At 70.0% G+C, this 13446-nt stretch carries 12 protein-coding genes; 11 read left to right on the forward strand and 1 reads right to left on the reverse strand.

Annotated features, from left to right (window positions below; genetic code table 11):
• From AC3ERS_RS36310 to AC3ERS_RS36330, 5 genes are all read left to right on the forward strand, one after another.
• Positions 1 to 784 (forward strand): peptide ABC transporter substrate-binding protein (locus tag AC3ERS_RS36310; protein ID WP_431972686.1); only part of this gene is annotated, 784 nt, incomplete at its 5' end.
• Between the two features lie 61 nt (positions 785 to 845).
• Positions 846 to 1772 carry an ABC transporter permease gene (locus AC3ERS_RS36315; RefSeq protein ID WP_431972687.1) on the forward strand — a complete coding sequence of 309 codons (927 nt, stop codon included), beginning with the start codon at positions 846 to 848 and terminating at the stop codon, positions 1770 to 1772.
• Positions 1765 to 2727: an ABC transporter permease gene (locus tag AC3ERS_RS36320; protein ID WP_431972688.1), complete on the forward strand. Its 963-nt coding sequence runs from the start codon at positions 1765 to 1767 to the stop codon at positions 2725 to 2727. The genes AC3ERS_RS36315 and AC3ERS_RS36320 overlap by 8 nt, the downstream gene beginning before the upstream one ends.
• A gap of 8 nt (positions 2728 to 2735) precedes the next feature.
• Positions 2736 to 4406, forward strand: a complete 1671-nt coding sequence (locus AC3ERS_RS36325; RefSeq protein WP_431972689.1) for a dipeptide ABC transporter ATP-binding protein — start codon at positions 2736 to 2738, stop codon at positions 4404 to 4406.
• 28 nt (positions 4407 to 4434) lie between these two features.
• Positions 4435 to 5181 carry an oxidoreductase gene (locus AC3ERS_RS36330; protein WP_431972690.1) on the forward strand — a complete coding sequence of 249 codons (747 nt, stop codon included), beginning with the start codon at positions 4435 to 4437 and terminating at the stop codon, positions 5179 to 5181.
• A gap of 525 nt (positions 5182 to 5706) precedes the next feature.
• Here AC3ERS_RS36330 and AC3ERS_RS36335 read toward each other — a convergent pair.
• Positions 5707 to 6576 carry an HAD family hydrolase gene (locus AC3ERS_RS36335; protein WP_431972691.1) on the reverse strand — a complete coding sequence of 290 codons (870 nt, stop codon included), beginning with the start codon at positions 6574 to 6576 and terminating at the stop codon, positions 5707 to 5709.
• Between the two features lie 368 nt (positions 6577 to 6944).
• On the opposite strand from AC3ERS_RS36335, the gene ssd reads away from it, so the two are divergent.
• The 6 genes from ssd (at position 6945) to AC3ERS_RS36365 (ending at position 12848) form a co-directional block, all read left to right on the forward strand.
• Positions 6945 to 8057 (forward strand): septum site-determining protein Ssd, encoded by a 1113-nt coding sequence (ssd, locus tag AC3ERS_RS36340; protein ID WP_431972692.1) that lies wholly within the window; start codon positions 6945 to 6947, stop codon positions 8055 to 8057.
• The gene (locus AC3ERS_RS36345) at positions 8054 to 9241 is read left to right on the forward strand and encodes a TadA family conjugal transfer-associated ATPase (protein WP_431972693.1); all 1188 of its coding nucleotides are present in this window, start codon (positions 8054 to 8056) and stop codon (positions 9239 to 9241) included. The genes ssd and AC3ERS_RS36345 overlap by 4 nt, the downstream gene beginning before the upstream one ends.
• Positions 9238 to 10026, forward strand: a complete 789-nt coding sequence (locus AC3ERS_RS36350) for a type II secretion system F family protein (RefSeq protein ID WP_431972694.1) — start codon at positions 9238 to 9240, stop codon at positions 10024 to 10026. The genes AC3ERS_RS36345 and AC3ERS_RS36350 overlap by 4 nt, the downstream gene beginning before the upstream one ends.
• Positions 10027 to 10323: 297 nt before the next feature.
• Positions 10324 to 10938 carry a type II secretion system F family protein gene (locus tag AC3ERS_RS36355; RefSeq protein ID WP_431972695.1) on the forward strand — a complete coding sequence of 205 codons (615 nt, stop codon included), beginning with the start codon at positions 10324 to 10326 and terminating at the stop codon, positions 10936 to 10938.
• A gap of 690 nt (positions 10939 to 11628) precedes the next feature.
• Complete coding sequence (locus AC3ERS_RS36360; RefSeq protein ID WP_431972696.1) at positions 11629 to 11817, forward strand: DUF4244 domain-containing protein; 189 nt, start codon at positions 11629 to 11631, stop codon at positions 11815 to 11817.
• A gap of 737 nt (positions 11818 to 12554) precedes the next feature.
• Positions 12555 to 12848, forward strand: coding sequence for a TadE family type IV pilus minor pilin (locus AC3ERS_RS36365; RefSeq protein ID WP_431972697.1), 294 nt, complete (start codon positions 12555 to 12557; stop codon positions 12846 to 12848).
• The last annotated feature ends 598 nt before the right edge of the window (positions 12849 to 13446 follow it).

Genomic DNA, 13446 nt, shown 5'->3' on the forward strand with positions numbered 1-13446 from the left:
CACCTCGCCCCCCCCCCCCCCCCCCCCCAAGCCGGTCGCGCAGAACCAGCACATCGGCGTCCAGTCCAACGTCCCGCACTTCGCGGGCGAGGAGGGACTGCTGCGCCGCCGCGCCCTCTCGATGGCGATCAACCGGGAACAGATCTGCGAGAAGATCTTTCACGGCACCCGCATCCCGGCGCGCGACTTCACCGCGAGCACGCTGCCCGGCTTCGACGGCAACCTGCCCGGTTCGGAGGTGCTGAAGTACAACCCCGAGGAGGCCAAGCGGTTGTGGGCGCGGGCCGACGCCATTTCGCCGTGGTCGGGGCGCTACGAGGTCGCCTACAACTCCGACGGCGGCCATCAGGCATGGGTGGAGGCGGTGGCCAACAGCGTCAAGAACACCCTCGGCATCGACGCCATCGCGGTGCCGTACCCGACCTTCAAGAACATCCGCGACGAGGTGAACGCCGAAACCATCCGCAAGTCCTTCCGTTACGGCTGGCAGGGCGACTATCCGACGATGCTGCAGTTCCTCACCTCGCAGTACTACAGCTACTCCGAGACCAACAACGTCAACTACGACAACCCCGAATTCGACCGGCTGCTCGACGCCGCGCTCGCCGCGCCGACCCAGGAGGAGTCCTACCGGATCATCGCCCAGGCGCAGGCCCTGCTGATCAGGGACATGGCCGACATCCCGGTGCTGGACTACGTGGCGGCGGCGGGCCATTCGGATCGGGTCCGCAACGCCCACCTGGCCTGGAACGGCCTGTTCGATTTCGAGGGCATCGAGAAGTAGACGCCCGGGGAGCCGGGCCGACGGCGAAAGTCGGTCCGGCTCGGTACTTTCCGGAGGAAATATGGCTTGGTATGTCGTGCGGCGCCTGCTCCAGATGATCCCCGTGTTCCTCGGCGCGACGCTGCTCATCTACGCGATGGTCTTCCTCATCCCCGGCGATCCGATCAAGGCGCTGGCCGGTGAGAAGCCGCTCACCCCTGCCGTCGAGGCCCAGCTGCGGGCCAGATATCACCTCGACGAGCCGTTCATCACGCAGTACCTGTTCTATCTGAAAGGCATCCTGACCTTCGATTTCGGCACCGCGTACTCCGGTCGTCCGGTCCGCGACGAGCTGGCGAGGGCCTTCCCGATCACGATCAAGCTCTCCGTCATGGCGGTGTTCATCGAAGGCGTGTTCGGCATCGTGTTCGGCCTGATCGCCGGTCTGCGCAAGGGCAAGCTGTTCGATTCGACGATGTTGGTGGCCAGCCTGGTGATCATCGCCGTGCCGGTGTTCGTCGTCGGTTATGTCGCGCAGTTCCTGTTCGGCGTGAAGTGGGGCATCGCGCCGACGACCGTCAGTGCGAAGGCGAGTTTCACGGAACTGCTGCTGCCCGCGTTCGTGCTCGGCTCGCTCTCGTTCGCCTATGTGCTGCGGCTGACGCGAAATTCCGTGGCGGAGAACATGTCCGCCGACTACGTGCGCACCGCGACCGCCAAAGGGCTGAGCAGACGTCGCGTGGTGACCATGCACATCCTGCGCAATTCGATGATCCCGGTGGTGACCTTCCTCGGCGCCGATCTCGGCGCGCTGATCGGCGGGGCGATCGTCACCGAGGGCATCTTCAACATCCCCGGCGTCGGCGGCACCCTGTACCAGGCGATCCAGCGGGTGGAGCCGCCGACGGTCGTCTCGTTCGTCACGGTGCTCGTGGTGATCTTCCTGCTGGCCAACCTGATCGTGGATTTGCTCTACGCCGCACTCGACCCGAGGATCCGCTATGCCTGAGCTGGAGAAGGACGCGAGCAGCGACATCAGGCCCGGTCAGGAGTACTACGTCGCGCCGCGGGACGAGGTGGAGGTGCTCGCCACCGACCGCGTCGACACGTCGGGCGAGCCGGCCAGCATCTGGGGCGACGCCTGGCGGCAGCTGCGGCGCAACCCGATCTTCCTGGTCGCCGTGCTGTTGATCGTGGCGGTGACGGTGGTGGTGCTGTGGCCGGGACTGTTCACCGATCAGGACCCGCGCCACTGCCTCGGCGACGACATCATGGCGCCCCCGCGCCCGGGACATCCCTTCGGCTTCGACCGGCAGGGCTGCGACGTCTACACCAGGACCATCTACGGCGCGCGGGCCTCCGTGCTGGTCGGGCTGAGCGCGGCGGCGCTGTTCGTGCTGATCGGCGGCACGCTCGGCGCGGCGGCCGGGTTCTTCGGCGGAGTGCTGGACGAGATCGTCTCGCGCATCGCGGAGATCTTCTACGCCATCCCGATGATGCTCGCCGCGATCGTCCTGTTGCAGATGCTGCGGCCCGCGACCATGTGGAACGTCGTCCTGGTGCTCGCCTCGTTCACCTGGCCGCAGGCGGCCCGCATCGCGCGCGGCGCGGTCATCGAGGCCAAGAACAGCGAATACGTCACGGCGGCAAAGGCGTTGGGCGTCTCCAGGACGGGAACACTGGTCCGGCACGTGCTGCCGAACGCGGCGGGCCCGCTCATCGTGGTCTCCACCATCTGGCTGGGCGTCTTCATCGTCACCGAGGCGACGCTGTCGTATCTCGGTGTGGGGCTGCCGCCCGACATCGTGTCCTGGGGTGGCGACATCGCCAGGGCCAAGAACGATCTGCGCACCTCGGCGATCCTGTTCTATCCCGCCGCCGCGCTCGCCATCACCGTGCTGAGCTTCATCATGCTCGGCGACGCGGTGCGCGACGCGCTCGACCCGAAGGCAAGGAAGAGGTGAGCGTCGCGATGACGGACCGTCCGCTGCTCGAAATCCGTGATCTCGATGTCTGTTTCAGCTCCGAGGGCAGGCAGGTGCCCGCGGTGCGCAACGTCGGTCTCACCGTGTACCCGGGCCAGACCGTCGCGATCGTCGGTGAGTCGGGTTCCGGGAAGACCACCACGGCGCACGCCGTCATCGACTTGCTGCCCGGCACCGGCCGGATCACCGCGGGGTCGATCGTGTTCGACGGCAAGGACCTCACCAACGCGTCGAAGAAGGAGATCCTCGCGGTGCGCGGGCGCGGCATCGGGCTGGTGCCGCAGGACCCGATGTCCAACCTGAATCCAGTGTGGAAGGTCGGGTTCCAGGTGCGGGAGACATTGGAGGCCAACGGAATCGCCAAAGGATCCGAGGCGCGCCGGCGGGCCGTCGAGTTGCTCGAGGAAGCGGGCATGTCGGATGCGGCGCGGCGGGTGAATCAGTACCCGCACGAATTCTCCGGCGGCATGCGGCAGCGGGCGCTGATCGCGATCGGGTTGTCGTGCCGTCCGAAACTGTTGATCGCCGATGAGCCGACCTCGGCGCTGGACGTCACCGTGCAGCGTCAGATCCTCGATCACCTCGACGGATTGACCGGGGAGCTCGGCACCGCCGTCCTGCTCATCACCCACGATCTCGGCCTGGCCGCCGAACGGGCCGAGCACTTGGTGGTGATGTACCGGGGGCAGGTGGTGGAATCCGGTCCCGCACTGCGCATTCTGCGCGATCCCCAGCACGCCTACACCAAGAAGCTGGTGAACTCGGCGCCTTCGCTCGCCTCGCAGCGGCTCTCCGCGGTGCGCAAGCGGATCGAGATTCGCGAGCAGGCCGAGCAGGTCGCCGAGGCCGAATCGGCCGCGCCCGATGTGGTGGTCGCCGAGCGGCTCACCAAGGTGTTCCCGATCCGCGGCGGCGCGCCGTGGAGGAAGTCGTCGGAGCTGCGTGCGGTCGACGACGTGTCGTTCCGGCTGCGCCGCGGCACCACCACCGCCATCGTCGGCGAATCCGGGTCGGGCAAGTCGACCGTCGCGCAGATGGTGCTCGGCCTGCTCGCGCCGACCTCGGGCGCCGTCACCTTCGACGGACGCGACGTGACCACGTTGGATCGCGCGGGCGCCTTCGCCTTCCGCCGCCGGGTGCAGCCGATCTTCCAGGACCCGTACGGCTCGCTCGACCCCATGTACTCGATCTTCCGCACGATCGAGGAGCCGCTGCGTGTCCACCGGATCGGCACGCCGAAGGAGCGCGCCGCGGTGGTGCGTGACCTGCTGGACAAGGTGTCGCTGCCCGCCTCGGTGCAACGGCGCTATCCGAACGAGCTGTCCGGCGGCCAGCGTCAGCGGGTCGCGATCGCGCGGGCCCTCGCGCTGTCGCCCGAGGTGGTGGTCTGCGACGAGGCGGTGTCCGCGCTCGACGTGCTCGTGCAGGCGCAGATTCTGAATCTGCTCAACGATCTGCAAGCCGCGCTGGGGCTTTCCTATCTCTTCATCTCGCACGACCTGGCCGTGGTGCGCCAGATCGCGGACGACGTGCTGGTCATGCAGCAGGGCCGGGTCGTCGAGGCGGCGAGCGCCGAGCAGGTGTTCGACCACCCGCGCGAGGACTACACGCGCCGGCTGCTCGACGCGATCCCGGGGCGGGATCTGCTGGCGGGGTGAGGTGGCCGCGCAAGTAGCCTCGTATCCCGTGACCGATCCGCTGCAGCCCCTCGTCGACCTGCCCGGCGTGCGCGACGCCGCCGACCGCGCCCGCGATGCACTGGCCGCGGTGCACCGGCACAAAGCGAACCGGCGCGGCTGGCCGACCACCGCGGCCGAGGCGGCGGTGCGCGCGGCGCGGTCCTCCGCGGCCATCGACGGCGGCAGCACCGACCTGCCCGCCGACGGCCGGGTGGAGGATCCGATCCTGGCGGGCTCGCTGCGCGTGGGGCAGGCGCTGGACGGCGATGCCCTGCGCAACCTCGCGGGCACCTGGCAGCGCGCGCCGCTCCAGGCCCTGGCTCGGTTGCACCTGCTGGCGGCCGCCGACCTGGTGACCGACGAGCAGCTGCTCGGGCGGCCGCGCGCCGACGCGGGCGTCGCCGAGCGGCTGGATCTGCTGGTGCAGACCGTGTTGACCACCAAGGCGCCCGCGCCGGTCGTCGCGGCGGTGGTGCACGGCGAGCTACTGGCGTTGCGACCGTTCGGCACGGCGGACGGGATCGTCGCGCGTGCGGCATCGCGGTTGGTGTCGGTGGCAAGGGGCCTGGACCCACACAGCCTGGGGGTGCCCGAGGTGTTCTGGCTGCGGCGCAAGCAGGCGTACGAGGCCGCGGCCGCGGAATTCGGGACCGGCAGGCCCGAGGCGGTCGGCGGATGGGTGATCCTGTGCTGCGGTGCGCTGGAGGACGGCGCCAGGGAGGCGACGTCGATCGCCGACGCGGCGTCGGGATAGCGACTCGGCGGACGTCTCGACCTTCCCCGCACATCAAAGCGGGCGGCGTTGTCGTTGACGACCTCACCGCCCGCTAGCACGGACTACCGGGTTACCAAGCGTGCTAGGTGGGTTGTGTTCTGCGGCCTCGGCGACTATTCGAACTCCGCCGGTTCATCCCCGCAACCTGTGCGAGGCCTTCGCCGTCGACAATTCGAATCTCGCAGGCCCACAACGCTTCTGCCCTTGTCGCGGCGTGCTCCGCGTGGGTGCCTGGTGTCCGTGCTGGGAAGGGTGGGATGGGAGACTGAACCTTCTCTTCCGGCTCCGCCTTGGCCTTCCGTCCTTCCGTGACTCATTTCTACCACTGTGAGCGGGCTCACTCAAGGGTCGAGAAAACAATGAAAAATCGGCGTGTTTGTCGGCGTTTCGTGCTTGAATGCCTGGTCGCGAACCCCTCGGAGCCGGGCTGTCGAACCCCCGGCGAGCCATCGGCTACCCCTGTTGAACAGTGCGGCGGCGCGCAGCCGGGTCCACAGTCAATGATCAGCGGCGGCGCCGCAGCAGGCGATAACTGATCGCTCCGGCCAGCACCGCGCTGAGTCCTACGGCCGCGGTCGCGGCAAGGGTGGTCGACGAGGGCGACTGGAATCGCGCCCACAGCGAGACCGGGTTGGAGAAGGCGAGGATCGGCCAGCCGCGGGCAGTCGCCTCGCGGCGGAGATTGCGATCGGGGTTCACCGCCGTCGGGTGGCCGACGGCGCTCAGCATCGGCAGATCGGTCGCCGAATCGGAATAGGCATAGCAGCGCGAAAGGTCGTAACCCTCTGCGGCGGCGAGCTTTTCGATGGCCTCGACCTTGCCGTCGCCGTAGCAGTAGAACTCGACCTCGCCGGTGTACTTGCCGTCCTCGACGACCATCCTGGTGGCCGCGGTGCGCGAGGCGCCGAGCACCTCGGCGATGGGGCCGACCATCTCCTCGCCGGACGCCGAGACGATCACCACGTCGTGGCCCCGAATCTTGTGATCGGCAATGAGATCGGCGGCCTCCGCGTAGATCAGCGGGTCGACCAGCTCGTGAAGTGTCTCGGCGACAATGGATTTCACCTGCTCGACGTCCCAGCCCGCGCACATCTTGGTCAGATGTTCACGCATCCGCTCCATCTGGTCGTGGTCGGCGCCCGACAGCAGGAAGAGAAAGTGCGCGTAGCTGCTCTCCAGCACGGTCCTGCGGTTGAGCAGACCCTGAGCGAAGAACGGCTTGCTGAAGACGAAGGCGCTCGATTTCGCGATCACCGTCTTGTCGAGATCGAAGAACGCGGCCACGCGCCCGCGCCTGGTCGGGGCGCTGTCCGCTGTCGTCGCGGCGCCCGCCTGATGGTCCGGATCCGTTGTCTGGTCGTCCTCGGCCGTCACCCGTTCAGAATATGCACACCGTGCAAATGCCGGTGGGCGGGTCGGGTCACCGGGGGCGGCCACGAGTTTGCTCGAGAGACGCCGGAGCGGCGGTGACGGCAAAGTTCTTCGATGACGGACTTGCGTGCGTGCCGGGGATTGGGTGTAGTATTGCTGGCACCTGGACATGGTCCAGGCGCGTTCAGCCCGACCCCCCGGGGCTGAACCCGACGGCCCCAGCCTCCTCCCCCCCCGGCTGGGGCCGTCCTCTATTTCGGGGACGAATTCCCCTTCTTCGTCGGTCCGACGGTTGTCCACAGCGTCGGAGTTATCCACATTCGGCATCTCGGGTCTTCTGGCGAGCCTTCGCGTGCACCACGCTGACCTGCATGGATAACGACGTCGCGCAGACAGTCTCGATCTCGCCCGCGCTCGTGCTCATCCGGGATGTCCGGTTACGAGACGAGGTCCGCCGGGTCGCCGCGGCCGCGGAGCGCCTGCTCGACGAACGCGAGCCGCCGGTGGGCAGGCATGCCTGGTCAGGGGCGCCCATGGTGATCCTCGACACAGTCACGGCGGGTGAGTGCGCGGCAGCCGGTTACCCGCGGCGGGGCGGCGTCGTTCTGGTGACCGATGGGGAGCCCGGACTACCCGGTTGGCAGGCCGCGGCGGCGGTCGGCGCCGAGCGCGTCATCGCGCTGCCGGGGGCCGCGGTGGGGCTTATCGAGAAGTTTGCTGAGCACGGCGAGCGGCGCGCATCCGACGGTGTCGTGGTGGCTGTCGCCGGTGCGAGCGGTGGCGCGGGAGCCTCGGTTCTCGCCGCTGCCACCGCCCTGCGCGCCGCCGCCGAAGGGTTCCGTCGCGACACCGTGCTCGTCGACGGAGCACCCCTCGGCGGCGGCCTCGACCTGCTGTTGGGCATAGAGACGGGTATGGGGCTGCGCTGGCCGGACCTGGTCGTCGAGGACGGCAGGATCGCGGCGACGGCGTTGCACGACGCGCTGCCGAAGGCGTCGCCGGGGCTGTCCGTGCTGTCCTGCGGCCGCGGCGGTGCCGGTCGATTGCCGGGCGCTATCGGGGCGGGCGCGGCGCGCGCGGTGATCGAAGCAGGCCGTGCCGCAGGCGATCTCGTGATCTGCGACGTGTCCGGTGAGCGCGGCGCGCACGCGGAACAGATGCTCGAAAGCGCGGATCTGGTGGTGCTGGTCGTGCAGGCCACGCTGCGGGCGGTGGCCGCGGCGGAGTCCGTCGCGGCGTACATCGGCAGGCGAAATCCCAACCAGGGCTTGGTGCTCCGCGGTCCGGCGCCGGGCGGGCTGCGCGGAGCCGAGGTGGCCGAGGTCCTCGACCTCCCGCTGCTGGCGGCCGTCCGAGCCGAAGGGGGCTTGGCGGCCCGCCTGGAGCGCGGCGGGCTCGCCACTCCGCGGCGTGGACCGCTCAAGGACGCGGCCGATGCGGTGCTCGCGGTGCTCGGCGCGCCTGCCGTGCGGAGCGAACCGTGAACGCGCTGGTGACGGCCGAGCTCCTGGATCGCGTGCGGGAGCGACTGGCGGGTGAACCGGGCGATCCCGACCCGGCGGCCGTCGCGGCGGCCATTCGCGCCGAAGCGGGCGGCGTCCTCGGTGACACCGACCTGCTGCGCGCGCTGCGGCTGTTGCAGACCGAGATGACCGGCGCGGGGGTGCTCGAGCCACTGCTGCACGATCCTCGGGTCGCGGATGTCCTTGTGACGGCGCCCGACGCGGTATGGATCGACCGCGGGCACGGGCTGGAGAGGACCCCGGTCACGTTCCCGGACGAGGCGGCGGTGCGCAGGCTCGCCCAGCGGTTGGCGCTTGCGGCGGGGCGCAGGCTCGACGACGCCCAGCCGTGGGTGGACGGACGACTGGCCGGAACCGAAGCGGCGCTCGGTGATTCGTTCGGCGTTCGGCTGCACGCGGTGCTCGCGCCGATCGCACAGGGCGGCACATGTCTGTCGCTGCGAGTGCTGCGCCCCGCCACCCAGGGGTTGGGCGCGCTGGCGGCGGCGGGCGCGGTGCCGCCGGACGCGAAAACCCTGCTGGAGCGCGTCATCCGGGCTCGGCTCGCGTTCCTGGTGGTCGGCGGCACCGGGGCTGGGAAGACGACCCTCTTGTCCGCGCTGCTCGCCGAAGTCGATGCCCGCGAGCGGATCGTGTGCGTCGAAGACGCGGCCGAACTCGCGCCGCCGCACCCGCACGTGGTGCGGCTCGTGGCGCGCACGGCGAACGTCGAGGGCGTCGGAGCGGTGACGGTGCGCGATCTGGTGCGGCAGGCGCTGCGCATGCGTCCGGACCGGATCGTGGTCGGCGAGGTCCGCGGCGCCGAAGTCGTCGATCTGCTGACCGCGCTGAACACCGGGCACGACGGCGGCGCGGGCACGGTCCACGCGAACTCCCCGCGGGAAGTCCCCGCCAGGCTGGAAGCGCTCGCCGCGCTCGGCGGCATGGACAGCGCGGCGCTGCACAGCCAACTGGCCGCCGCGGTGCAGGTGGTGCTGCACGTGCATCGCCGGGCGGACGGCTCGCGCGGTCTGCGGGAGATCGGGGTGCTCGACCGTGACGCGAGCGGCAGGGTGCGCATCGTCGCGGCTTGGCGCGCCGACGATGCGCCGATTCCGGGTGCGGCCGGGCTGGCGGCCCTGCTGGCGGAACGGATTGGTCGATGAGCGCGGCGATGGTGTGCTTGGCGCTCGCGGTGCTGGTGGTGCCCGAGACGGGTCCGCGCCGACGAATGCGAGGTCTTTTCGCGCGGGGTCGTGCGCGAAAGCCGGACTACAGCAATGTTGTTCGCGTCGCGGTGTGTTCGACGCTTGCGTCAACCCTGGCGATGGGCATCGGTGTTTTCCTCGCCGCGGCGATGCTGGCGGGCACCGTAGGGCTGCGCCGGCGACGGGCTCACGCCGACCGCCGTCGCACCGAAGCATGCGCCCATCTCCTCGACGCCTTGGAAGCGGTCATCGGCGAATTGCGCGTCGGCGCACACCCGAGTGCGGCCGCGGACGTCGCCGCCAGCGAATCACGCGGTGTGGCGGCTCGCGCTTTCGCCGTCAGCGCCGCGCGCGGCAAGCTGGGCGGTTCCGCCGCAGATGGTCTGCGTGACCCGCACGTGGTCATCAGCGCCGAGCTCGCTCGCATCGCCGACGCGTGGCTTATCGCGGAGCGCCACGGCCTGGCCCTCGCCGAACTCTTGACGGCCGCCCGCGCAGACCTGGTGGGTCGCATCCGTTTTCGCGCACGCGCTACCGCCGCCCTCGCGGGCGCTCGCGCCACCGCCACGGTCCTGTCCACCCTCCCGCTGCTCGGCTTGATCCTGGGCCAGCTCATGGGCGCCGACCCGCTGCGGGTCCTCTTCGCCTCCTCGGCGGGAAGCCTGCTGCTTCCACTCGGGGTGGCGCTGGCCTGCACCGGGCTGCTGTGGAGCGATGCGATCACGCGAAAGGCGCTGGTGTGAACGGGCGCGGTGCGGTGTGCGTCGAGCAGTCGCCGGGCGTGCCGGAGGTGGGCGGGAGCCGGATGCCTCGTGCCGAACCTCGGCGGAGATTCGGCGGGCTGTGCGTAGCGATCGGGTATGTCGTCTCGGCGTTCCTTGTGCTTGCCTCGTCGGCGTCGGCCGCCATGGCTTCGACGGAGCGCGGGCGCGCTGCACCTCGTCGGGTTATTGGCTCGGCGCGTGTGCCGGACTCGGTGGCGGGCCGGGATGCGGTGTCGGCGTGTTTTGGCGAATTCGGCTGGGCAGAAAGGGATTCGGATGGCGATCGAGGCCGGTGTCGCAACGTTGGCGGTGGCGGGGGCTTTCGCGCTGTGGCCGGGGCGCGTCGGCGTCGGTCGGAGGCTGCGGGTGCTGGGGCGGACCGGGGAGGGAAAGGAGCCGAAGCCGGACAAGCCGGGCGCTGCGAATCCGCTCGATATCGCGTCGGTGTTCGATCTGCTCGCCGCGTGTCTGCGAGCGGGTCTGCCGATGGCGAGTGCGGCGCGCGTGGTGGCTGCCGGCGCACCGCAGGCGGTGGGCATGGCATTGCGCACGGCCGCGGACCTGCTTGCGCTCGGCGCGGAGCCGGGCTCGGCCTGGGAGCGTGCGGCGCGGGATGCGGAGGGCCGACCGGGAGCTGCCGAGATCGATTCGCTGGCGCGGATGGCCCGACGCTCGGCGCGATCCGGCGCTTCGCTGGCGGTCGCCGTCGGAGAACTCGCCGACCAGCACCGCCGCGCGGTCGAGGATGCGGCAGCGGCTCGCGCGGAACGCGCGGGCGTGCTGATCGGCGGTCCGCTGGGGCTGTGCTTTCTGCCCGCGTTCCTGTGCTTGGGCATCGTGCCCGTGGTGATCGGTCTGGCGGGCCGTGTTCTCGAAGGCGGTCTCCTGTGAACGAGGACCTCCTCGCGAGTCGCGCTCGACGGCAACAGGCTTGCCCGCGCGGATCGGCCGCGCGGGCCGAAGGGAAAGGGGAAGCAGGTGCGAATCGAAGAACCGGCGGATCGTCCGCGGCGACGAGCCGACGGCCCGCTGCTGTCCGAACGGTTGGCTCGCGCCCACGCGGCCGTGTGGGATGCGACGACCGAAGTGGTTCGTGCGCTGCGTGGTTCCGCGGAGGAGGCAGCGGGCCCACGGAGGCGCTCGATCCCACGGGTCGCCCGGGTGGTCGGTATCCGAGTGGCCCGGATGCATGTGAAGTTGCGCAGGAAGGCGGCGCGGCGCGGGATGGCTACCGCAGGCGCGAGCGGATTATCGGCGGCGATGGCGTTTCGGAGCGGGAAGGTGAGGTGACACGGAGTGGTGACAGCGGGCGGAAACACAGCGTTGGCGGCGATGACGCTGCTGGGTCGGACAGTGCGGCGGCGCGAGATGGGGGCGCTACACGGGAAGGTAAATGCAGGCGGGAACCGGGTACACGCTGTGAAGCCGACACCCGGTGGGATCGCGAGTCCTGTCGGCGGGCTGGCGTGCACGACCGGGCAAGACCCGGAACACAACCCAGCCGGCCCGGCGAGAAACACAGCGGCCGAGGCAGATTCGTGGTTTCGGTACCGCACCCTCGGTGGCCGAGCACGGACGGCCATTGCTCAACTCCAGCTCCGCACGGTGCGGGCAGCCGTCGACGACGACGGCATGAGCACAGCGGAATATGCCATCGGGACTATTGCGGCAGCGGCATTTGGTGCGGTGCTGTACGGGGTGGTGACCGGCGATTCGATCGTGGACGCGTTGACGAAGATCATCGATCGCGCCTTGAACACCACGGTGTAGCGGCGGGGGTGGCCCGACGACGTGCCGGTGCTCGTCCGCTCGCGGATGATCGCGGGGTCGTCGCGGCGAGGACCGGACAGTGTGTTTGTGCCCATTCCCTTGCGGACGACGGCGGTGCCACCACGGTGGGGAACGGGCGGTGTGTGGGTGCCTGTTCGCTTGTGGGCGATGGCAGGGCGATCGCGGTGGGGAGCGGGCGGTGTGTTGGCGCCCGTTCGCTCGCGACCGATGGCGGTGCCATGACGGCGCGGAGGGGTCGGTGTGTGAGTGCCTGTTCGCTCGTTGGCTATGGCGGGGCGATGGTGGCCGAGACCGGACGACGTCTTGACGGCCGTCTGATCGCGGCCGATGGCGGGACCGTCGCGGTGGGTACTGGGCGATGTGTCGTTGCCTGTGCGGTCGCGGCGGAGAGTGGGGCCGTCGCGGCCAAGGGAGGACGACGTGTCGGTGCTCGTCCGCTCGGGGCCGATGGTGGGTCCGTCGCGGCGAGGACCGGACAGTGTGTTTGTGCTCGTTCCCTCGTGGCCGATGGCGGGGCCACCACGGTGGGGAATGGACGATGTGTCGATGGCCGTCCGCTCGCGATGAATGGCAGGACCGTCACGGTGGGGGCTGGGCGATGTGTCGTTGCGCGTGCGGTTGCAGCGGAGAGTGGGACCGTCGCGGCCAGAGGCGGACGAGGTGTAGGTGCTCGTCCGCTCGCGGATGATCGCGGGGCCGTCACGGTCGAGGCGGCGATCGCGCTCGGTTCCCTCGTCGTTGCGGTGATGGTCTGCCTCGGAGCCCTGCTCGCGGCGTCGACGCAGGTCCGCTGCGTCGACGCCGCCCGTGAGGCGGCACGCCTTGCGGCGCGCGGCGACGAAGCCAACGCGGTCGCCACGGCTCGTCGCGTCGCCCCGCCGAACGCCGCCGTCTCGCTCCGCACGGAGGGCGAGCACGTGGTCGTGGTGGTCTCGGCGCGGACAGCGCTCTTACCCCTCGAGTTACGGGCCGAGGCCGTGGCGGCGCTGGAGCTGGGGGTGGCGCGGTGAGCGGGAGACCCGCCCGCAGCGCTACGGCGAGCAGCCCGACGTGGCTCTTGTCGCTTCGCAGGACAGGGAGAGCATCGGCGAGCTCAGCGAAAGTGTCGCGGCTTTCCTGTGTGCACCGTCCCTCACCGCTCGGCGTGCGTCGACCGCCATCCGACGCGCCTTTGTGCTGTCGGGTGGCGGTGGGCGTGCGTCGGCCCGGGACGGTATTGGTCTGCCGGTCAGCGGTTGGTGAGCGTCGACCTGGGGCGGTGTTGGTCTCTCGGTCAGCGGTGAGTGTATGTCGGCCTAGCGCGGTGTTGGGCTGCTGGTCATCGGTCGGTGTGTGTTGGCCGGGGGCGGTGTTGGGCTGTAGGCCAACGGTCGGAGTGCGTCGACCGCGACCCGACATGCCGCTGTGCTGCCGGTCAGCGGTGGGCGTGTGTCGGCCTGATGCGATGTTGGGCTGTTGGTCGTCTGTTGGTGTGCGTGGGCCTGGGGCGGTGTTGGTCTGTCGGTCAGCGTCTGGCGTGTGTCGGCCTGATGCGATGTTGGGCTGTTGGTCGTCTGTTGGTGTGCGTGGGCCTGGTGCGGTGTTGGTCTGGCGGTCAGCGTCTGGCGT

Source organism: Nocardia sp. bgisy134 (assembly GCF_057708325.1).